Raw genomic sequence first — 21,224 nt, 5'->3', positions numbered from 1 at the left:
GGCCCGTCGCGATCAGATCGACTGCATGCGGCCGCCGTCGACCGCCACGCTCACGCCGTTGACGTAACCCGCGGCCGGCGAGCACAGGAACGCGATGACCGAGGCGACCTCGCTGGCCTCGGCGAAGCGACCGGCGGGCACGGTGCGGCGCATGCCGTCGGCGACGTCGTCCTCGCTCTGGCCGGTGGCCTTTGAACGGTCGGCGAGGATCTGCGCGAGCCGCGACGTCTTCGTGTAGCCCGGTAGCACGTTGTTGACGGTGATGCCGTCCCCGGCGAGTTCGCGCGACAGCGTCTTCGCCCAGCTCGCCACCGCGCCGCGGACGGTGTTCGACACGCCGAGGTTCGGGATCGGCTCGCGCACGGACGTCGAGATGATGTTGACCACGCGCCCCCACGCAGCGCCGCGCATGCCCGGCAGCACCGCCTGCACCAGCGTCTGGTTGGCGAGCAGGTGGCGGGTGAAGGCGTCGCGGAACGCATCGAGCGAGGCGGTGTGCGCTGGCCCGCCCGGCGGCCCGCCGGTGTTGTCGATGAGGATGGTCACCGGCTTGCCGCTGACGACGCCTTCCACCTTCGCGCGCAACGCGTCCAGATCGCTGACGTCCGCCGCGATCCAGCCATGCGCCTGCGTGCCGCGCGTGGGCAGTTCGGCAGCGACCTGTTCGAGCACCTGCGGGCGACGCGCCAGCAGGGTGACGTCGGCGCCCAGCAGCGCGAGTTCGTGCGCCGTCGCGCGGCCGATGCCTTCCGACGCGCCGCAGACCAGCGCGTGGCGTCCGGTGAGATCGAGGTCCATGGATCAGCCTCCTTCGTGAGTCGGTTCGAGGGTCGCGCGCATCCACCCGGCGACGTCACGGTCGCCGGCATCGCTCGACGCCGCGAGGCGGTCGATGACGGCATGGCGGTTCGCGAGCGGGTGGTTCTGGCTCAGCTTGGCTTTGAACTCGACGCGGTCGACGACGAGCCGGAACCCGACGATGCCGCGCAGCTGCACGCGCTCGGCTTCGTTGCTCGCGTCATAGCGCCAGTCGCCGCCGGCTCGTGCTTCGTGGATGTCGCCGAGCGCGGTGAGCAGGCAGCCGAGCGACGCGTCGTCATCGAACCACGTCAGCTCGCCCGACAGATGCGCGACGACGTAATTCCACGTCGGCACGCGCGCCTGCTCGGCCTTGTCCGTGTACCAGGTGGGGGACACGTAGGCGTGCGGGCCTTGCAGGATCGCGAGTGCGCGGCCCCGATGGCGCGACTGCGGGTTCGGCCGGGCGAGATGGCCGCGGAGTTCGATGGAATCGCCGTCGCGCCGGTACAGCACCGGCAGGTGCGAGACGCACGGCGCGCCGTCGTCGACGGTGACGAGCGTGGCGAACGGGTGCGATGCCGCGAGTGCGTCGAGCCGCGCGAGATCGCGCTCGTCGAACGCCCGCGGCAGGTAAAGCGTCACTGGCGTCGCGGCAGCTTGACGATCATCTGGCGACGCAGCGCGTCGTCGGTCACACCCTGCGGCGTCGACAGCGTGTCGAGATCGAATCCGCGTGCATAGGCGTCGTCGGCATCGAGGCCCTCGAGCGAGACGAATTCGGCGTCCATCAGTGCGGCGCGTGCGCTGTCCTCGCTGTCGTAGGGCAGGGTGGCGCCATCGCAGTCGAGCACTTCGGCGGTGCCGGCTTCCTTCACCCGGAGGCGCGCCCAGATCAGCGTGTCGCCCGCGGTCGCAAGCCACCATTCGTCATGCATCGTCACGCTCCCATCCAGTACGACACCAGCCACAGCAGCCACGCCAGCACGAGGCCGACGATGATCGTCAGCAGCGACACGCGCGCCGGCGCAGCGAGGCCGGTCAGGTTGCGATCCGGCACGCCGCGATAGCGCGCGAGCAGCAACCACTTCCACGCGCGCAGCTGGAAGAACGCATTCGGCCCGAGCGCGGCGGACAACTCGGGATGGCGGTCCCGCATGTGCACCAGCGCCAGCGGCCAGAAGATCACCAGTGCCGAGGCGCCGGCGATCGCCAGCGCTACGAAGCACAGGGCGAGGAACAGGATCATCAGAACTCCGCCTGGCCCGGCGCACGCGGGTAGGGCAGCGCATCACGGATGTTCGACAGCCCGCAGACGTACACGACGAGGCGCTCGAAGCCGAGGCCGAAGCCCGCGTGCGGCACCGTGCCGTAGCGGCGGAAGTCGCGATACCAGCTGTAATGCTCGGCATCGAGCCCGAACTGCGCCATGCGCTTGTCGAGCACGTCGAGGCGCTCTTCGCGCTGGCTGCCGCCGATGATTTCGCCGATGCCCGGCGCGAGCACGTCCATCGCGGCGACGGTCTTTCCGTCGTCGTTGAGGCGCATGTAGAACGCCTTGATGTGCTCCGGATAGTTCATGACCACGACCGGGCGACCGACATGCTGCTCGGTCAGCCAGCGCTCGTGCTCGGTCTGCAGGTCCAGGCCCCACTCGACCGGAAACTCGAACTTCTCGTTCGACTTCTGCAGCAGCGAAATCGCTTCGGAATAGTGGATGCGCTCGAACGGCGCGTTGACGAATGCTTCGAGGCGCGTGATTGCGTCCCTCTGCACGCGCTCGGCGATGAAGGCCATGTCGTCCGCGCGCTCCGCGAGCACGGCGCGGAACAGGTACTTGAGGAAGTCTTCGGCGAGATCGGCGTCGTCGTTGAGATCGGCGAACGCGATCTCCGGCTCGATCATCCAGAACTCGGCGAGGTGGCGCGTGGTGTGCGAGTTCTCGGCGCGGAAGGTCGGCCCGAAGGTGTACACCTTGCTCAGCGCCAGGCAGTACGCCTCGACGTTGAGCTGGCCCGACACCGTCAGGAACGTCTCCTTGCCGAAGAAGTCGCGGCTGAAGTCGATGCCGCCCTTCGCGTCGCGCGGCAGGTTGGCCATGTCGAGCGTCGACACGCGGAACATCTGGCCCGCGCCTTCGGCGTCGGACGTCGTGATGATCGGGGTCGAGATCCAGTAGAAGCCGCGCTCGTGGAAGAAGCGGTGCACCGCCTGCGCGAGCGTGTTGCGGATGCGCGTCACCGCGCCGAACAGGTTGGTGCGCGGGCGCAGGTGCGCGACTTCGCGCAGGAACTCGAGCGAATGCGCCTTCGGCTGGATGGGGTAGCGCTCCGGGTCGTCGACCCAACCGACGACCTCGATCGCTTCGGCCTGGATCTCGAACGCCTGGCCCTGGCCCTGCGACTGCACGACCTTGCCGGTGGCGATAACGGCGCAGCCGGCGGTCAGCCGCTTCACTTCCGACTCGTAGTTCGGAAGATCGGCCGGCGCGACCACCTGGATCGGTGCGAAGCACGAGCCGTCGCTGACGTTGACGAAGCTCAGCCCCGCCTTCGAATCGCGGCGCGTGCGGACCCAGCCGCGCACCGTGACTTCGCCGCCTGCCGGCACCTTGCCCGCGAGCACCTGCTCGACGCTCATGATCGTCATGCGTGACCGTCCGTCCTGATCTTGATTTCCGGGCCGTTCGGCCCGACGTGGGACGCAGAGTTTACGTGCTGTTGCAGGGGCGTTGCGGCCCCGATGCCTATACTCGTCCCGCATCCTTGCCGTACCGGAGTCCGCATGGCCGTCTCGCTCGCCCCCGCCGCCCTCGACCGCGTCCGTCGCTACCTCAGCGAGACGCCGGACGCGCTGGGCCTGCGTTTCGGGGTCAAGAAGACGGGCTGCTCGGGCTGGCAGTACATCGCCGATCTCGCCAAGCAGACCGAGCAGGGCGACCGCGTCTTCCTGCAGGACGACGTGCGCATCTACGTCGACGAGGCGAGCCTGCCGATCGTCGACGGCACCGAGATCGACCTGATCCGCCAGAAGCTCGGCGAACAGTTCGTGTTCCGCAATCCGAACGTGCGCGGCGAGTGCGGTTGCGGCGAGAGCTTCACCACCTCCGACGAGCACTGATCCGCGACGCCCGGCACGGGCGACGTCCTGGGAAGCGGCGCTAGACTCGGGCGGTCCTGTCCGGAGTCCGCCGATGCTTCGTCCGCTGCTGCTCGCCGTCGCGCTGTCGACGTTGTTGCCCGCCGTTTCGTTCGCCGCGTCGACGCCGACGCCCGTGATCGCGAACGCGGCGACCACTGCCCTGCACACGTTCTTCGACGAGGAATGGGAGCGCGGGCTGCGCGAGTACCCGGAGAACGCGACCGCCAACGGCGACACGCGCTTCAACGATCGCTGGACCGACCAGAGCCTCGACGCCATCCACAAGCGCGAGGCGGAAGACCGCGACGCGCTCGCGCGACTGAAGGCGATTGATCGCAGTGCGCTGTCGGAGGCCGACCGCCTCAACTACGACGTCTACCTGTGGGACCTGCAGCGCACGGTCGAACGCCAGCGCTTCAACGAATGGCAGCGTCCGCTCACGCAACGCGGTGGTGTGCAGACCGCCGACGAGATCGTCGAGCTGATGGAGTTCCGCACGGTCAAGGATTACGAGGACTGGCTGAAGCGCCTCGAGGCGCTGCCGACGGTGCTCACGCAGACGGAAGCGCTGATGCGCGAAGGCGTCAAGGCCGGGAATACGCCGTCGCACGTGCTGATGGAGCGCGTGCCTGCGCAGATCCGCGCGCAGCTGGTCGACGACGTCACCAAGAGCCGGTTCTACCAGCCCTTCCTGAAATTCCCCGACGCCGTTCCTGAAGCCGATCGTGCGCGGTTGCGGACACGTGCGTCCGAGCTGATCAGCCAGCGCGTCATTCCCGCCTACCGGGAGTTCGCGACGTTCTTCGACACCGAGTACCTGCCGAAGACGCGCACGTCGATCGCGGCGGTCGACCTGCCGGACGGCAAGGCGTACTACGACTTCCTCGCCGGCTACTTCACCACGACGGATCTCACCGCTGACCAGATCCACGCGATCGGCCTGAAGGAAGTCGCGCGCATCCGCGGCGAGATGGAGAAGGTCAAGGCCGAAGTGGGCTTCAAGGGCACGATGCAGGAGTTCTTCGAGTACCTCCGCACCGACCCGAAGTTCTTCAAGAAAACCCCGGACGAACTGTTCGAGGCGTACCAGGCCGTCGCCAAGCGCATCGATCCCGAGCTCGTGAAGGTGTTCCGCACGATCCCGCGCCTGCCGTACGGCGTGCGTCCCATCCCGGCGGCGTCTGCGCCCGACACCACGACGGCCTATTACCAGCCCGGCGCCAGCGACGGCAGCCGTGCCGGGTACTACTACGTCAACCTCTACAAGCCTGAGACGCGCCCGACGTGGGAGATGGTCCCGCTGTCGCTGCACGAGGCCGTGCCGGGCCACCACTTCCAGTTCGCACGGGGACTGGAGATGCAGGAAGCCCCGATGTTCCGCCGCACCGCGTACTTCGTGGCCTACGGCGAAGGCTGGGGGCTGTACGCCGAGCGCCTCGGCTACGACATGGGCCTCTACGACGACCCGTACGACCGCATGGGCCAGCTGGCCTACGACATGTGGCGCGCGGTGCGGCTGGTGGTCGACACGGGCATGCACGCGAAGGGCTGGTCGCGCGACAGGGCCATCCAGTACTTCATGGACAACTCCCCGAAGACCCGACAGGACGTGGTCAACGAGATCGACCGCTACATCAGCTGGCCGGGCCAGGCGCTGGGCTACAAGATCGGCCAGATGAAGATCTCGGAGCTGCGCGAGAAGGCCGCCCGCGAGCTCGGCGACCGCTTCGACCTCCGCGACTACGATGACGCCGTACTCGAAACCGGTTCGGTGCCGCTGTCGGTGCTGGAAAAGCACATCGACGAGTGGATCGTCGCCCGCAAGCAGGCGCCGGCCGCCGCCAAGGCGCGCTGAGCCCGGTCGACCGGGCAGGGCGGCGGTGCCGCTCGCCCGGTTTCACGCGGATTGCACGTAACCCATTGAGCTGCCATAATTTCCGGCTCCGTGGCTGACCGCCGCGGAGACCTTGCCCCACTGCCGCTTCACCGCGGGGGGCTGTACGGCGCGGTTCGCGCCGCCATCCACAAGGAAACGAAAATGCGTCATTACGAAGTCGTGTTCCTGGTCCATCCGGACCAGAGCGAGCAGGTCCCGGCGATGATCGAGCGCTACAAGTCGCTGATCGAAGGCGCCGAGGGCAAGGTCCACCGCCTGGAAGACTGGGGCCGCCGTCAGCTGGCGTACCCGATCCAGAACCTGGTGAAGGCCCATTACGTCCTGCTCAACATCGAAGCCTCTCAGGCCGCGATGAACGAGCTGGTCGACAGCTTCCGTTTCAACGACGCCGTGCTTCGCCACCTCGTCATCAAGCGCGACGAGGCCGACACCGAGCAGTCGCTGATCATGAAGTTCAAGGACGAGAAGGGCGACAAGGGCGAGCGCGGCGAGCGCCGCCGCCGTGACGACGATGGCGCGGGCGATGCCTCCGCCGACGCCTCCGACAACGCCGAAGCCGCCTAAGGAATCCGACCCATGTCCAAGTTCTTCCGTCGCCGCAAGTTCTGCAAGTTCACGGCCGAAGGTGTCAAGGAGATCGATTACAAGGATCTCAACACCCTGCGCCAGTACCTCACCGAGACCGGCAAGATCGTTCCGAGCCGCGTCACCGGCACCAAGTCGAAGTACCAGCGCCAGCTGGCCACGGCCGTCAAGCGCGCCCGTTACCTCGCGCTGATTCCGTACACCGACAACCACAACGCCTGAGTGCGCGTTCCGAGGGAATCCGCCTTGATGCGGATTCCCGTCGGGACCCACTGAGTCATCCATTCGGACAGCGATCCGCTGTGTCGCCGGCCCTTGCCGGACGGCACTAACGAATACGGAGCATCACCATGCAGCTCATTCTTCTCCAGAACGTCACCAACCTCGGCAAGCTCGGCGACAAGGTCAACGTCAAGCCGGGTTACGGTCGTAACTTCCTCGTTCCCCAGGGCAAGGCCGTGCCGGCCACCGCGTCGAACCTGGCGGACTTCGAAGCGCGCCGCGCCGAGTTCGAAGCCAAGGCCAAGGCGCAGCTGGAAGGCGCCGAGAAGCGCAGCGCCGAGCTCGAGGGCGTCGAGGTGACCATCACCGCGAACGCGTCGGCCGAAGGCAAGCTCTTCGGTTCGGTCACGCCGCGTGACATCGCCGAGCAGCTGACCAAGCTCGGCCACAAGGTCGACAAGTCGGAAGTCGTGATGGGCGAAGGCCCGTTCCGCCGCGTCGGCGAGTACGAAGTCGTCGTGCGCATGCACGCCGACGTCGAGCAGCCGGTCAAGGTAGTTGTGGTCGGCGAAGCCGCCTGATCCACGCCTCATCGCGACACGCAGAGGGCGCCTTCGGGCGCCCTTTGTCGTTTGAGGCGTCGATCGGGATCGGCGCGTCTACTTTCGTGGCACCGCTGAAGCAGACAACCGCGGCAGTCGACCGCCCGCCGATGTGCGCCAGCTCGCCTCGGCACCGAGTCGCAGCCCACGAGATGGCGTCGCGCGATAAACCATTCGAGTTATCCCGACTTACCCACAGACTTATCTGCAACGGACGCGGGCTCACGCTGGCTAGGATGCTGCGGGGACATCGCACCGCGATGGCGGCATAGAGAACAGCAACGACGATGAGTGCACGCGCCGGCTTCCGCAACGAAAAGCGCTTCGAGACGCGCGCCGAACAGCGCGTCGACCAGTTGAGGGTGCCGCCGCAGTCCGTCGAGGCCGAGCAGGCTGTGCTCGGCGGTCTGATGCTCGCGCCGGACGCGTACGACCGCGTGGCCGACCAGCTCAGCGACAGCGACTTCTATCGTCGCGACCACCAGCTCATCTTTCGCGCGATCCGCGAACTCGCGGAGAAGAATCGTCCCTTCGATGCGGTGACGCTCGGCGAATGGTTCGAGTCGATGGGACAGTCGGAACTCGTCGCGGGCGGCGCGTATCTGATCGAACTCGCGAACACAACGCCGTCGGCGGCGAACATCACTGCTTATGCGGAGATCGTGCGCGACAAGGCGATCCTGCGTCAGCTGATCGAAGTCGGCACCGACGTCGTCAACAACGCGTTCCAGCCTGACGGTCGCGAGTCCGGCGAAATCCTCGAGGAAGCCGAGCGCGAAGTGCTGGCGATCTCGCAGGCCAACCGCACCGGTCGCAGCGACTTCACGCCGGTGACGAAGGCGCTGTCGGAAGCGTTCGACGAACTGCAGACGCGCTACGCGAACGGCAGCGGCGTCACCGGCCTGCCGACGGGCTACACCGAATTCGACGAGATGACGGCGGGCCTGCAGAAGACCGACCTCGTCATCCTCGCGGCGCGCCCCGCGATGGGCAAGACGACGCTCGCGCTGAACATGGCCGAGTACGCGGCGTTCAAGAGCCGCCTGCCGGTCGCCGTGTTCTCGATGGAAATGTCGGCCTCGCAGCTGGCGATGCGCCTCATCTCGTCGGTCGGCCGCGTCAACGCGCAGCGCCTGCGCACCGGCCAGCTCGAGGACGAGGACTGGAGCCGCGTGACCGGCGCCATCCGCCAGCTGCGCGAAGCCAAGATCTTCATCGACGACGAGCCCGGCATGTCGCCCGCGAAGCTCGCGTCGAAGTGCCGCCGCCTGAAGCGCGAGCACGGCATCGGCCTGATCGTCATCGACTACCTGCAGCTGATGAGCGTGCCGGGCAACAACGAGAACCGCGCGACGGAAATCTCGGAGATCTCGCGCTCGCTGAAGGGCCTGGCGAAGGAACTGGCGGTGCCGGTGATCGCGCTGTCGCAGCTCAATCGATCGCTGGAAACGCGTACGGATAAGCGGCCGGTGATGGCCGACCTGCGCGAGTCGGGCGCGATCGAGCAGGACGCGGACATGATCGTCTTCATCTACCGTGACGACTACTACAACAAGGAAAATTCGCCGGACAAGGGCCTCGCGGAAGTCATCATCGGCAAGCAGCGAAGCGGCCCGACGGGCTCGTTCAAGCTCAAGTTCTTCGGCGAATACACCCGCTTCGACAACCTGTCGCACGACTCGATCGGCTCGTTCGAATAGCGCGCACTGCCACGCATTTCTTCACGTGACGTGCCCGCGTGCGTGACTAGCGTGCGCGCGTGGATCGCATCTCACTCGATTCGGAAGCACTGAGCAGCGTCGGCTACGACCCGTCGCGACGCGTGCTCGAAGTCGAGTTCACCAGTGGCCGCGTGTACCAGTATTTCGGCGTGCCTCAGATCGAAGTCGAGCGGCTGCTCGAAGCCGAGTCGCAGGGTGCGTATTTCAGCGAACGCGTGCGCGATCGCTACCCGTTCGAGTTGATCCACTGAGTCGCGACCGCGCGGATGCCGGCGCTGGCGGTCGCCGCTAGACTGTCGCGATGGCACGACCGACCTCCGCGACCATCCACGTCGACGCCCTTCGCCACAACCTCGGGCAGGTGCGCGCCCGCGCGCCGCGCAGCCGGGTGATGGCCGTGGTGAAGGCCGACGGCTACGGCCACGGCCTCGAACGCGTCGCACGTGCGCTGGCGGGCGCGGACGCTTTCGGCGTCGCCGCGCTGTCGGACGCCGAGCGCCTGCGCGCTGCGGGCATCTCGCAGCCGATCCTGCTGCTCTCCGGCTTCGACGAACCCGCCGACATCGAACGCCTGCGCGCGCTCGGCGTGTGGACCGCCGTCCATCATGTCTCGCAGCTCGAAATGCTCGAACAGGCCGCGCCCGGCGAACCGATCGATTGCTGGCTCAAGCTCGACAGCGGCATGCATCGCCTCGGCTTCGGCCCGGACGCGTTCCACGATGCGCATCGGCGGCTGTCCGCGATGCGCGGCGCCGCGGTCGGCAACATCGTGCTGATGAACCACTTCGCGAGCTCCGACGAGTTCGCCGACAGCCCCTCGCAGGGCGCGCAGACGCGCGAGCAGATAGAGCTGTTCCGCGCGGTGACGGCGGGCCTCGACGGCGCGCGTTCGCTGGCCAATTCCGCCGCGGTGCTCGGCTGGCCAGAAGCGCACGACGACTGGGTGCGCCCGGGCGGCGCGCTCTACGGTATCTCCGTCGTCGATGGGAAAACCGGCGACGACTTCGGCCTGCGTTCCGCGATGACGCTGTCGACGCGTCTCATCGCCGTGAATCGCGTCTGCAAGGGCGGCCGCATCGGCTACGCGGGCACGTGGGAATGCCCGGAGGACATGGACATCGGCGTCGCCGCGATCGGCTACGGCGACGGCTACCCGCGCGCCGCGCCTGCCGGAACGCCGGTGCTCGTCGGCGGCCATCGCACGCAGGTGATCGGCCGCATCTCCATGGATCTGATGACGATCGATCTGCGCGGCGTGCCGGATGCACGCGTCGGCGATCCGGTGATCCTGTGGGGTGCGGAGCTGCCGGTCGAAACCATCGCGTCGGCGGCCGGCACGATCGGCTACGAGCTGACGTGTTCGATCACGCGTCGCGTGCGGTTCAGCGAGCGCTGACGCCATGGCCGTCGCGATCGTATGGTTCCGGAACGACCTGCGGCTCGACGACAACCCTGCGCTGCAGGCCGCGGTCGATGGCGGCTTCGACGTCGTGCCGGTCTACATCCACGATCCGGACGGCGAGGGCGCCTGGGCGCCCGGCGCCGCGTCGAACGCGTGGCGCGCGAGGTCGCTTCAGGCCCTCGATGACGCGCTTCGTTCGCGCGGCAATGCGCTGCGCTTCTTCCTCGGTCATTCGGGGCCGACATTGGCGGGCGTCGCCGCGGCAACGGGCGCGGAAGCCGTGTTCTGGAACCGCCGTTACGAGCCGGCAGTCGAGGCACGCGATGCGCGCATCAAGCGCGAGCTGCGCGAGCAGGGGCTGCAGGTCGAAAGCTTCAACGGCTCGCTGCTGTTCGAACCGTGGACGCTGAAGACCGGCAAGGGCGGCCCGTACAAGGTGTTCACGCCCTTCCATCGTGCGGCGCTCGCGCACTGGGCGCCCACCGCCCCGCAGGATGCGCCCAAGCGAATCCCGCACAGCGACGACGGCCCGGAAGGCGTGCCGATCGATCACTTGCGCCTGACCCCGCACAACGGGTGGGACCACGGCTTCTGGACGCACTGGACGCCGGGCGAAGCCGGCGCGCGTGAAGCGCGGGAGGTGTTCGTCGACGGCGCGCTGCGCGACTACACGGAAGGGCGCGACCGGCCGGACCGCGTGGGCACGTCGCGCCTGTCGCCCCATCTGCACTTCGGCGAGATCGCGCCGTGGCGCGTCGTCCACACGATTGAGGCGCAGCGCGGGCAGGCGCCGGACGCGCAGGTCGACGGCTTCCTGCGGCAGCTGGTGTGGCGCGAGTTCGCGACGCACCTTCTGCATCACTTCCCGCATACGCCCGAGCAGAATCTCGACGAACGGTTCGCCACGTTCGACTGGGCCCGCCTGCCGCGAAACCTCGTCGAGCGGTGGCGCCGCGGCCGCACGGGCGTACCGATCGTCGACGCCGGCCTGCGCGAGCTGTGGCACACCGGATGGATGCACAACCGCGTGCGCATGATCGTCGCGAGCTATCTGTGCAAGCACATGCGCGTGCATTGGCGCACGGGCGCCGAGTGGTTCTGGGACACGCTGGTCGACGCGGATCTCGCCAACAACACGATGGGTTGGCAGTGGGTCGCCGGCACCGGCGCGGACGCCGCGCCGTATTTCCGTGTGTTCAATCCCGTGACGCAGGCCGAGAAGTTCGACCCGCGCGGTGACTACGTCGCGCGGTGGGTGCCGGAACTCGCGTCGATCCCGGTGCCGTTGCGCCATGCGCCGTGGCGCGATCCCGCGCTCCTCGCACGTGTCGCGCCTTCCTATCCCAGGACACCGCTCGTCGACCTGGCCCAGGGTCGCGATGCCGCGTTGATGGCCTATCGCCAATTGCGCGATACGCGACGGGACGACGACGAACATCGATAGACGCTGAACGCCTGTTTCATCCCTCACCTGTCGGTGACGAGGGCGCACCTAGCGTTGCGCCGTCCAAAGCCGCGAGGGCCACCCCATGAAGAAGACGTCGACGTTTGTTCTTGCCGCGCTGATCGGTGCCATCGTCACCGGTTGCGCGACCAATCCGAATTCCTACACCACCAATCCCGACACCAACGATCGCACCCGCAACGGTGCGCTGATCGGTGCCGCGGTCGGCGCCGTCGCCGGCGTCCTGAGCGGTGACGATGCGGTCGAACGCCGCCAGCGCGCTCTCGTCGGCGCGGGCGTCGGCGCGCTGGCCGGTGGTGCCGTCGGCAACTACCAGGACCGCCAGGAACGTGCGCTGCGCGACAGCCTGCAGGGCACCGGCGTCGGCGTGACGCGCCAGGGCGACAACATCGTCCTGACCATGCCGGACGCGATCACGTTCAGCACCAACAGCTCGGCGCTGCAGCCGCAGTTCCGCCCGGTGCTCGACAACCTGGCCAGCACGCTGACGCAGTACAACCAGACCGTCATCAACGTCGCCGGTCATACCGACCAGCGCGGCGATGCGAACTACAACCTCAACCTGTCGCAGCAGCGCGCCGAATCGGTCGCGGGCTACCTCAACACCAAGGGCGTGACGCGCAACCGCATGGTGGTCGTCGGCCGTGGCGAAACGCAGCTGCTGTGCACGGAGAACACCGAGTCGTGCTGGTCGCGTAACCGTCGCGTCGAGATCACGCTGGTGCCGCTCACGCAGGGCTGATCCCGATCGGGGGATCGAGGGCAGGGCGGGGCGCTTCGGCGCCCCGTCTTTTTTTGTCCTTACCGGGACGGTCGTGGCGGATTTCGGCCGCCTCGTCGTCGTCCGTCACGTCCGGTGAGACGCACCGCCCGTACCGTCGCCGTGCGCCCTTGTCGGCGCGCTGACGTGCCGTTGCCTACGGTCGCTCCATGCCTTCCGACCTCGTCGTCCTCCGCCGCGAAGGGCTCTACTGCCCGCAGGGCGACTTCTACATCGATCCGTGGAAACCAGTGGAACGTGCGGTGATTACGCATGGCCACGGCGACCACGCGCGTCCCGGTAATGCGGAGTATTTCGCCGCACGCGACGGTCTGCCGATCCTGCGCTGGCGGCTCGGCGAGCAGGCGTATCGGCCGTTCGACTATGGCGAGCCGTTCGAGATCGGCAATGCGCGCGTCTCGTTCCACTCGGCCGGCCATGTGCTCGGCTCGGCCCAGGTGCGGATCGAGGCCGACGGGCAGGTGTGGGTGGCGTCCGGGGACTACAAGCGCCAGCACGATCCGACGTGTGCGCCGTTCGAGGTCGTCGACTGCGACACCTTCATCACGGAGGCGACCTTCGGCCTGCCGATCTACCGATGGCCCGACACCAGTGACGTCGCGCGCGAGATCGTCGAATGGCGCGATCACTGCGCGACGCGTGGCGAGGCGGCGGTGCTGCTCTGCTACGCGCTCGGCAAGGCGCAACGCGTGCTCGCGGAGCTCGCGATGTGGACCGATCGCCCCGTCTATCTGCACGGTGCGGTAGCGGCCGGCGTGCAGGTCTATCGCGATGCCGGCATCCGCATGGTCGAAACCTTGCCCGTCGCCGACACCGCCAAAGGCGCCGAATTCGCGGGTGAATTGATCCTCGCGCCGCCGTCCGCGGCCGGCAGTCCGTGGATGCGGCGTTTCCGTCGCGCGCAGACGGGCTTCGCCTCGGGCTGGATGCGCGTGCGCGGCAATCGTCGTCGTCGCAACTACGACCGCGGCTTCGTCATCTCCGACCACGCCGACTGGCCGGACCTCATGCGCACGATCCGCGAGACCGGCGCGAAGCGGGTGATCGCGACGCACGGCAATACCGACGCGATCATCCGCGCACTAATCGAAGAGGGCATCGACGCCGAAGCCTTCGCTACGGATTACGGCGAGGAGGCGGAGTGAAACGCTTCGCCGCGCTCTACACCGAACTCGATCGCAGCACCGCGACGCTCGACAAGCGCGCCGCGCTCATCGCGTACTTCCGCGACGCCCCGCCCGAGGACGCGGTATGGGCGCTGTGGCTGCTGTCGGGCGGCAAGCTCGCGAAGATCGCGAACACGCGCGAACTCCGTGAATGGCTGTCGCAGGAAACAGGCATGCCGGAATGGCTGTTCGAGGACTCGCACGCGCATGTCGGCGACCTCGCCGAGACGCTGACGCTGCTTTACGACGACCCGCCGAAGGGCACGGTCGACGTGCCGTTGCATACGTGGATCGAGAAACGCCTGCTGCCGGTGGCCGGGCGCGATCCCGAGCGTCGACGCGTCGCGGTCGTCGAAGGCTGGAAGTCGCTGTGCGCCGACGAGCGCCTCGCGTTCAACAAGATGCTGACGGGCGCGCTGCGCGTCGGCGTGTCGCAACGGCTCGTGCAGCAGGCGCTGGCCGACATGTCGGGCATCGACATCGCGCGCATCGCACAGCGCATGCTCGGCAGCTGGGCGCCGACGCCGCAGTTCCTGCGCGACCTCCTCAATCCCGACGAACTGCCGGGCGATCGAGAACAACCGTATCCGTTCTTCCTCGCGTCGCCGCTCGAAGCCGAAGCCGACACGCTTGGCGCCATCGAGGACTGGCTGCTCGAATGGAAATGGGACGGCATCCGTCTGCAGTTGATCCGTCGCGGGCCGGAGATCGCGCTGTGGTCGCGCGGCGAGGAACGGCTCGACGGTCGTTTCCCGGAGATCGAAGACGCGGCCACGCTGCTGCCGCGCGACTGCGTGATCGACGGCGAACTGATGGCGTGGAAGCCCGGCGACGAGCAGCCGATGCCGTTCACGGCACTGCAGACGCGCATCCAACGTCGCAAGCCCGGCCCGAAGACGCTCGCCGACACGCCCGTCTGCGTGCTCGCGTACGACCTGCTCGAACTCGACGGCCGCGACCTGCGCGAGCTGCCGCTCGGCGAACGACGCCTGATGCTTGAAGACCTGCTGTCGTCGACGAACGACCCGCGCATCGTGCCGTCGCCGGTCGTCGATGCGGGTGACTGGGCCGAGGCCCGAACGCTGCGCGAAGCGGCGCGCGAACGCGGCGTCGAAGGGCTGATGCTCAAGCGTCGATCGTCGACGTATCAGGTCGGACGGCGTCGCGGCGACTGGTGGAAGTGGAAGATCGACCCGCTGAACATCGACGCGGTGCTGATCTACGCGCAGTCCGGCCACGGTCGTCGCAGCACGCTGTTCACCGACTACACGTTCGGCCTGTGGGACGGCGAGCTGCTGGTGCCGGTCGCGAAGGCGTATTCGGGTCTCGACGACAAGGAAATCCTCGCGCTCGATCGCTGGATCCGCGCGCATACCGTGGAGCGATTCGGACCGGTCCGTTCGGTCGAAGCGATGCACGTGTTCGAACTCGGCTTCGAAGCCGTGAACAAGTCGAGCCGGCACAAGTCGGGCATCGCCGTGCGGTTCCCACGCATCCTGCGCTGGCGCCACGACAAGACGCCACGCGACGCCGACAAGCTCGACACGCTGCGAGCGCTCGCGCGATGAGCGGCTGGTTGTTGAAGGGCCTGACGCCTCCAGACGGCGACGATCCGTACGCCGAGTATCCCGAGCGACCGGATCCGAATGCGCCGCGCCAGACCGTGGACTCGATCCGTCGCGAGCAGACGCGACGTGCAGCGGCCGAGCGTCGACGCGCGGAAGCGAAGGCGAGGGCGGAACGTACGCGTGAGCTTGCGGAGCGCACCGGAGCCGTCGACCCGATCTGCGCGCTTGAAGGTGTGGTCGACACGGAGGTTCGTCCGCGCGTCCGCAAACACGACGCGAGCGACGATCCGCAACAGGTGCTCGCGGACTGGTTCGCCAGCCGCGGCTGGTCGCCCGCGCCGTTCCAGCGCGACGTCTGGGCGCGCTATCTGCGCGGCGAGAGCGGCCTGCTTCATACGCCAACGGGCAGCGGCAAGACGTTGGCGGCGTTCGGCGGCCCGTTGATCGAAGCCGTGGCGGGCGCGCACGAGCGCAGTGCGAAGCCGTCCGCCGAACGCGACCTGCAGGTCCTGTGGGTGACGCCGCTTCGCGCGCTCGCCACCGACACGCTGCGCGCGCTGCGCGAGCCCGCCGACGCACTGGGTCTCGACTGGGCGATCGGCCTGCGAACGGGTGATGCGAGCGCGCGCGAAAAGAAGCTCGCACGCGATGGTCGGCTCGATGCGCTCGTCACCACGCCCGAGTCGCTCGCGCTTCTGCTGTCGTATCCGGAGACGGGTGCGCGCCTCGCGTCGCTGCGTTGCGTCGTCGTCGACGAGTGGCACGAACTGCTCGGCACCAAGCGCGGCGTGCTGTTGCAGCTCTGCCTTGCGCGGTTGCGTGCGTTGTCGCCCGACCTGCGCATCTGGGGTCTTTCCGCGACGCTCGGCAATCTCGACGAAGCACGCGAGGTGTTGCTGCCGCATGCGCCGCAGTCGGTCGTCGTATCCGGCGCGACGCCACGCGCGGTCACCCTCGAAACGCTGCTGCCGGACGCGGGCGAGCGTTTTCCGTGGGCGGGTCACCTCGGACTCGCGCAGCTGTCGCGTGTCGCCGATCGCATCTTCCAGGCGCGCACCAGCCTGCTGTTCACCAATACACGCGCGTTTGCGGAGCTGTGGCATCAGGCGTTGCAGGCGGTGTGGCCGGAGGATCCGTCGACGCTTGCGCTGCACCACGGGTCGCTCGATCCATCGATTCGCGCCGAGGTCGAAGCGGGCCTGCGCGACGGCAGTGTGCGATGCGTAGTGGCGACATCGAGCCTCGATCTCGGCGTCGACTTTCCTGCCGTCGACCAGGTGTTCCAGCTCGGCAGCCCCAAGGGCACCGCGCGCCTGCTGCAGCGCGCGGGCCGCGCGAAACATCGACCCGGCGAGTCAGGCCATGTCGTCTGCGTTCCGACGCACATGCTGGAGCTCGTGGAGTTCGCCGCGGTGCGTGAAGCCGTTTCGGCGGGCGAGGTCGAAGCGCGGCGTCCGCCGCGTCTGAGTCTCGACGTACTCGCGCAGCACTGCGTGACACTCGCGCTCGGCGGCGGCTTCGACGCCGACAAATTGCTGCAGGAAGTGCGCGGCACGCACGCGTTCGCCAACCTCGCCGACGAAGCCTGGCAGTCGGTGCTCGACTTCATCGTGCAGGGCGGTCGCGCGCTCGAGCATTACCCGGATTTTCAGCGCGTGGCGCGCGACGACGATGGCCGTTACGTCGTGCACGATCGTCGCGTTGCGCTGCGTCACCGCCTGTCGATCGGCACCATCACCAGCGAAGGCAGCGTCGCGGTGAAGCTCATGCGCGGCGGCACGCTGGGGGCAGTGGAGGAGGGTTTCGTCGCGCGCCTCAAGCCCGGCGATCGCTTCCTGTTCTCGGGCCGGATGTTGCAACTCGTGCGCATGGAAGCGATGACGGCCGTCGTGAAACGCGCACCGCCGGGCGAAGGGCAGGTGCCGCAGTGGACGGGCATCAAGCAGCCGCTGTCGATGGAGCTGGCGGCGCGTGTCGAGCGCCTGCTGGCGCGACCGGTCGACGTCCCAGAGATGCGCGCAGTCGCAGGCCTGCTCGAACTGCAGTCGCGTATTTCGTCGCTGCCGCGCGCCGGGCAACTGCTCGTGGAGTGGACGAAGACGCGCGAAGGGCCGCAGCTGTTCGTGTTTCCGTTTGCGGGGCGGCTCGCGAACGAAGGCCTCGCCGCGCTCGTCTCACTACGCTGGGGCCGACTGGAGCCCAATACGTTCGGCTACGCGGCGAACGACTACGGCTTCGTGCTCAAGCCGGCGCGGGAGCCGCAGATCGACGAGGCGTTGCTGCACGACCTGATGTCGCCGGAGCGGTTGTACGAGGACCTGCGCGAAAGCCTCAATCTCGGCGAGCTCGCGCGCCGCCAGTTCCGCGAAATCGCGCGTATCGCGGGCCTGCTCCCGCCGACGGTGCCGGGTCGGCCGCAGAAGAGCATGCGCCAGCTGCAGGCATCGAGCGGGCTGTTGTACGACGTGCTCCAACGCTACGACCCGCACCACATGCTGCTGGAACTTGCCGAACGCGAAGTGTTCGCGGGCCAGCTCGAAGTGCAGCGCCTGCAGCGTGTGCTGGACGACTGCGCATCGCGCGACGTCATGCTGCTGCGTCCGCGCGGGCTGACCCCACTGTCGTTCCCGCTGTGGGCCGAAGGCATGCGCGGCCAGCTCAGTACCGAAGACTGGAAGACGCGCGTGCAGCGTGCTGCAGCGCGTCTGGAGAAACGTCATGGCCGCTGACCACGGCCTGTGGGCCGATGCGGACATCGCCGGCGAGGCGATGCAACTGCTCGCCGCGCGCGCGCTGTACTGGGTGCGCGAGCGCCGGCTGTTCCTGTCCGATCTGCACCTCGGTAAGGCCGACGTCTTCCGTCGTGCGGGCATCGGCCTGCCGCGCGGCGGCACGATGGGCGACCTCGGCCGGCTCGCCGACGCGGTCGCGCTGACCGGCGCGACCTCGGTCTGGATTCTGGGCGACGTCCTGCACGGCGCCGTACACGACAGCGCGTGGTTGCGCGACTGGGCGACGTGGCAGGACGCGCACCCGAACGTGCAGGTGGCGGCGTTGACGGGCAACCACGACCGCGCGCTCGCCGACGCGGGCCTCGATGTCGAGCTGCTCGGCGAGGCCCGCGACGTGGGGCCCTTCGCACTGAGGCACGAGCCGGTCGAGGTCGATGGTCATCACGTCCTGAGCGGGCATCTGCACCCGTGCGTCGGGATCGCCGAGCTGGGACCGCGGCGGTGGCCCGTGTTCTGGCTGCAACCGCGGATGACCGTGCTGCCCGCGTTCTCGGAATTCACCGGCGGCTGCCACGTCGACGCATCGCGCGCGGACGGGCTGGTGGTGTGCGCCGCCGGAACGGCCGCCTGGATCCGGCGACCGGCGGATGAACCCGCGGCGAGCCGCCGTCGCTCCAAGGGTTGAGCGGGGCGCGACCGGCCCTATACTGGGTCCGTCAGCGAACATTGCTGTCCCCGGGGGTGCACTGGCTTCGACGGGGGTCGCGAAATCGCCTGGCGCATGCCGAGGGGGCAGCTTTCCTCGTAAATCCAGCCGCAAAACTTTAGTTGCCAACGACGACAACTACGCTCTCGCCGCTTAAGGCGTAAGCCCCGAAACTGCTTGTGTCCGTGTTCGCAGCGTAGGGTCATTATCACGGAATCGCTGGAGAGGGCCGCCTGCCCGTCGCCAGCTAAGAGTTTGCAGGCTGGTTCCGCGACGCGCTTTGCACGCCGTGCTGTCGCGGGACGAGATCTAACGGCGAGCTAAGCATGTAGTGCCGGGGATGGAGTGCCTTCGGACGGCGGTTCGACTCCGCCCACCTCCACCAACACGAGGCCCAGCCGCAAGGCTGGGCTTTTTTTTCGCGTGATGACGGGACGGACGGCGACGGTATGCTGTGCCGATGGAGCGTGACGGCCTGACGAAGGAATCGCTGTGGTCGCGTGTGGTGCCCCGGGGCAGCCACCTGCTCGCGTTCGGCGTCCTCATCGCCTCGCTCCTGCTCGTGTCGTGGACATGGACGAACGCACGCACGCGCGAGATCCGCGCCGCGCGTGCGCAATTCGAAGCCGACAGCGACGAGATCGCGGGCATCGTCCAAGGCCGGCTCGCGCAGTACGAACTGATCACGCGCGGTGGCGTGTCGCTGTTCGCGTCCGTCGCACGTCCGACACCACGTCAGTGGCAGTCCTACGTCGAAGGCATGGGCATTGCCGAGCGCTATCCGGCGATCCTCGGCCTCGGTTTCGCCGGTTACGTGCCCAGCTCGCGTCTTCCCGATGTGCAGCTCGGCTGGCGGGAAACCGGCTATGGCCTGCTCAACATCCGGCCGCGCGGGGTTCGCGCGATCTACGGGCCGATCCTCTATCTCGAACCGCGCCGCCCCGAGAACGTCGCGGCGATCGGCTACGACATGTACAGCGAACCGGTGCGTCACGCCGCCATGGAGGCTGCGCTCGACAGCGGGGCGCCGCGGCTCAGCGGACCCGTGCAACTGGTGCAGGACGGCGGCACGCACCGCGTCAGCGTGCAGATCTACCTGCCGATCTTCCGATTGGCGGACATGCCCGTCACCGCATCGACGCGTCGCGACGCGATGCAGGGTTGGATCTACGTGCCGTTCCATGTGCAGGACATGGTCGACGCTGCGCTCGGCAGCCACCTGCAGGACATGCACGTGCGCATCGTGGATGTCACCGACGCAACGCCGCATCTGCTTTACGACGGCGGGCGACGCGTGCCGCATCCGGCGTTCACCCGCAGCAGCACCGTCGACGTCTACGGACGCAAATGGCGTTTCGACTTTGCGTCGCCGCCCCTCACCGACGAAGTCCCCGGCCTGCGCACACTGCAGGGCACGCTCGCGCTCGGCCTGATCGCCGCACTGCTGCTGTACGGCGTCGCCTTCACGCTCGCGCGCACCGGCACGCGAGCGCGTGAGATCGCCGGCCGCCTGACCGAAGAATTCCGTCGCAGCGAGGTCCGCTTCCGTGCGGCGATGCAGTACTCCGCGATCGGCAAGGCGCTGGTCGACAGCCGCGACTGCATCGTCGACGTCAATCCGGCGTTCGCGGCGATGTTCGGGCGTCGACCGGACGCGATCGTCGGGCTGCCATTCGAATCGTTGTTCGACCTGCGCGAAGGCGAGTCGCTCGCGCGCAACGACGGCGATGGCGTTTGGCGCGCGATGCGCCGCTTCCACCGCCCCGACGGCACGACCCGCCACGTGCACCTGACCTATTCGCCGATCCCGGGCAACATCGGGCAGGACGTCGCCGGCCTGCTGCAGATGGAAGACGTCACCGAGCGCCTGCTCGCCGAGGCGCGTGTCCACGCGCTGAACCGCACGCTGGAAGCGCGCGTCGCGTTGCGCACGCGCGAATTGATGCGCGCGAACCAGGAGCTCGAGTCGTTCGCCTACAGCGTGTCGCACGACCTGCGCGCGCCGCTGCGCGCGATCGACGGTTTCAGCCGCATCCTCGCCGAGCGCTATGCCGAACGGCTCGACGATCCGGGGCGCGATTACCTCTCGCGCGTGCGCCGCGCGGCGACGCGCATGGGCGAGCTCATCGACTCCATGCTGCAGCTCGCGCGTCTGTCGCGCAGCGCCCTGAAGGTCGAGACCGTCAACCTGAGTCGCGTGGCCAGCGAAGTGATCGAGGAGCTCACCGTATCCGAGCCGACGCGCAATCTCGACGTACGCGTGCAGCCCGGTCTCGATGTCGAAGGCGACGCCACGCTACTGCGCAACCTCCTGCAGAACCTCATCGGCAATGCCTGGAAGTTCACGCGCGATCGCGATCCCGCCGTCATCGAATTCGGCCTGACGTCCGGCGGCGAATACTTCGTGCGCGACAACGGCGCGGGATTCGCGCAGGACT

At 68.0% G+C, this 21,224-nt stretch carries 20 protein-coding genes and 1 other RNA gene; 16 read left to right on the top strand and 5 right to left on the bottom strand.

The annotated features are described in order from the left end of the window. Window positions 1-12 precede the first annotated feature (12 nt). Genes EVS83_RS13545 through asnS form a run of 5 tightly spaced genes read right to left on the bottom strand, consistent with a single transcriptional unit; the run spans window position 13 to window position 3,447 of the window. Window positions 13-798 (bottom strand): SDR family oxidoreductase, encoded by a 786-nt coding sequence (locus tag EVS83_RS13545; RefSeq protein ID WP_133501561.1) that lies wholly within the window; start codon window positions 796-798, stop codon window positions 13-15. Between the two features lie 3 nt (window positions 799-801). Beyond that, complete coding sequence (locus EVS83_RS13540) at window positions 802-1,443, bottom strand: FMN-binding negative transcriptional regulator (RefSeq protein ID WP_133501560.1); 642 nt, start codon at window positions 1,441-1,443, stop codon at window positions 802-804. Then, entirely contained in the window at window positions 1,440-1,736 is a 297-nt protein-coding gene (locus EVS83_RS13535; protein ID WP_133501559.1) for a hypothetical protein, read from the bottom strand. Before EVS83_RS13535 ends, EVS83_RS13540 begins: the two co-directional genes overlap by 4 nt. A gap of 2 nt (window positions 1,737-1,738) precedes the next feature. Continuing rightward, complete coding sequence (locus EVS83_RS13530; protein ID WP_133501558.1) at window positions 1,739-2,047, bottom strand: hypothetical protein; 309 nt, start codon at window positions 2,045-2,047, stop codon at window positions 1,739-1,741. Next, window positions 2,047-3,447 (bottom strand): asparagine--tRNA ligase, encoded by a 1,401-nt coding sequence (asnS, locus tag EVS83_RS13525; protein WP_133501557.1) that lies wholly within the window; start codon window positions 3,445-3,447, stop codon window positions 2,047-2,049. The genes EVS83_RS13530 and asnS overlap by 1 nt, the downstream gene beginning before the upstream one ends. 135 nt (window positions 3,448-3,582) lie before the next feature. On the opposite strand from asnS, the gene EVS83_RS13520 reads away from it, so the two are divergent. The 16 genes from EVS83_RS13520 to EVS83_RS13445 all read left to right on the top strand — a co-directional run. Beyond that, window positions 3,583-3,918: a HesB/IscA family protein gene (locus tag EVS83_RS13520; RefSeq protein ID WP_133501556.1), complete on the top strand. Its 336-nt coding sequence runs from the start codon at window positions 3,583-3,585 to the stop codon at window positions 3,916-3,918. 73 nt (window positions 3,919-3,991) lie between these two features. Further along, on the top strand, window positions 3,992-5,794 hold the full coding sequence (locus EVS83_RS13515) for a DUF885 domain-containing protein (protein ID WP_133501555.1): 1,803 nt from the start codon (window positions 3,992-3,994) through the stop codon (window positions 5,792-5,794). Between the two features lie 183 nt (window positions 5,795-5,977). Next, window positions 5,978-6,400 (top strand): 30S ribosomal protein S6, encoded by a 423-nt coding sequence (rpsF, locus tag EVS83_RS13510; RefSeq protein ID WP_133501554.1) that lies wholly within the window; start codon window positions 5,978-5,980, stop codon window positions 6,398-6,400. A 12-nt stretch (window positions 6,401-6,412) separates the two neighbouring features. Then, window positions 6,413-6,643 carry a 30S ribosomal protein S18 gene (rpsR, locus tag EVS83_RS13505; protein ID WP_123769111.1) on the top strand — a complete coding sequence of 77 codons (231 nt, stop codon included), beginning with the start codon at window positions 6,413-6,415 and terminating at the stop codon, window positions 6,641-6,643. A 128-nt stretch (window positions 6,644-6,771) separates the two neighbouring features. Continuing rightward, window positions 6,772-7,224 (top strand): 50S ribosomal protein L9, encoded by a 453-nt coding sequence (gene rplI, locus EVS83_RS13500; protein ID WP_133501553.1) that lies wholly within the window; start codon window positions 6,772-6,774, stop codon window positions 7,222-7,224. 308 nt (window positions 7,225-7,532) lie between these two features. Beyond that, entirely contained in the window at window positions 7,533-8,945 is a 1,413-nt protein-coding gene (locus EVS83_RS13495; protein WP_133501552.1) for a replicative DNA helicase, read from the top strand. 59 nt (window positions 8,946-9,004) lie between these two features. After that, entirely contained in the window at window positions 9,005-9,217 is a 213-nt protein-coding gene (locus EVS83_RS13490; protein WP_133501551.1) for a KTSC domain-containing protein, read from the top strand. Window positions 9,218-9,267: 50 nt separating this feature from the next. Continuing rightward, window positions 9,268-10,362, top strand: a complete 1,095-nt coding sequence (gene alr, locus EVS83_RS13485; protein WP_133501550.1) for an alanine racemase — start codon at window positions 9,268-9,270, stop codon at window positions 10,360-10,362. Between the two features lie 4 nt (window positions 10,363-10,366). After that, window positions 10,367-11,812 (top strand): cryptochrome/photolyase family protein, encoded by a 1,446-nt coding sequence (locus EVS83_RS13480; protein ID WP_133501549.1) that lies wholly within the window; start codon window positions 10,367-10,369, stop codon window positions 11,810-11,812. Window positions 11,813-11,897: 85 nt separating this feature from the next. Beyond that, window positions 11,898-12,575 carry a YiaD family glycine zipper/OmpA-like lipoprotein gene (locus EVS83_RS13475; protein ID WP_133501548.1) on the top strand — a complete coding sequence of 226 codons (678 nt, stop codon included), beginning with the start codon at window positions 11,898-11,900 and terminating at the stop codon, window positions 12,573-12,575. Window positions 12,576-12,763: 188 nt separating this feature from the next. Continuing rightward, window positions 12,764-13,759: a ligase-associated DNA damage response exonuclease gene (locus EVS83_RS13470; protein ID WP_133501547.1), complete on the top strand. Its 996-nt coding sequence runs from the start codon at window positions 12,764-12,766 to the stop codon at window positions 13,757-13,759. Then, window positions 13,756-15,348 carry an ATP-dependent DNA ligase gene (locus EVS83_RS13465; protein WP_133501546.1) on the top strand — a complete coding sequence of 531 codons (1,593 nt, stop codon included), beginning with the start codon at window positions 13,756-13,758 and terminating at the stop codon, window positions 15,346-15,348. Before EVS83_RS13470 ends, EVS83_RS13465 begins: the two co-directional genes overlap by 4 nt. Beyond that, entirely contained in the window at window positions 15,345-18,077 is a 2,733-nt protein-coding gene (locus EVS83_RS13460; RefSeq protein ID WP_133501545.1) for a ligase-associated DNA damage response DEXH box helicase, read from the top strand. Before EVS83_RS13465 ends, EVS83_RS13460 begins: the two co-directional genes overlap by 4 nt. Then, window positions 18,067-18,765 (top strand): ligase-associated DNA damage response endonuclease PdeM, encoded by a 699-nt coding sequence (gene pdeM / locus EVS83_RS13455; protein WP_425456110.1) that lies wholly within the window; start codon window positions 18,067-18,069, stop codon window positions 18,763-18,765. The genes EVS83_RS13460 and pdeM overlap by 11 nt, the downstream gene beginning before the upstream one ends. Before the next feature lie 52 nt (window positions 18,766-18,817). Then, window positions 18,818-19,171, top strand: a transfer-messenger RNA (tmRNA) gene (ssrA, locus tag EVS83_RS13450). Between the two features lie 75 nt (window positions 19,172-19,246). Next, the coding region (locus EVS83_RS13445; RefSeq protein ID WP_133501544.1) for a CHASE domain-containing protein at window positions 19,247-21,224 on the top strand (1,978 nt) is incomplete at its 3' end.

The organism is Cognatilysobacter terrigena, from assembly GCF_004361065.1.
GTDB classification, from domain to species: domain Bacteria; phylum Pseudomonadota; class Gammaproteobacteria; order Xanthomonadales; family Xanthomonadaceae; genus Cognatilysobacter; species Cognatilysobacter terrigena.
This window is presented reverse-complemented; position numbering and strand designations above follow the sequence as displayed.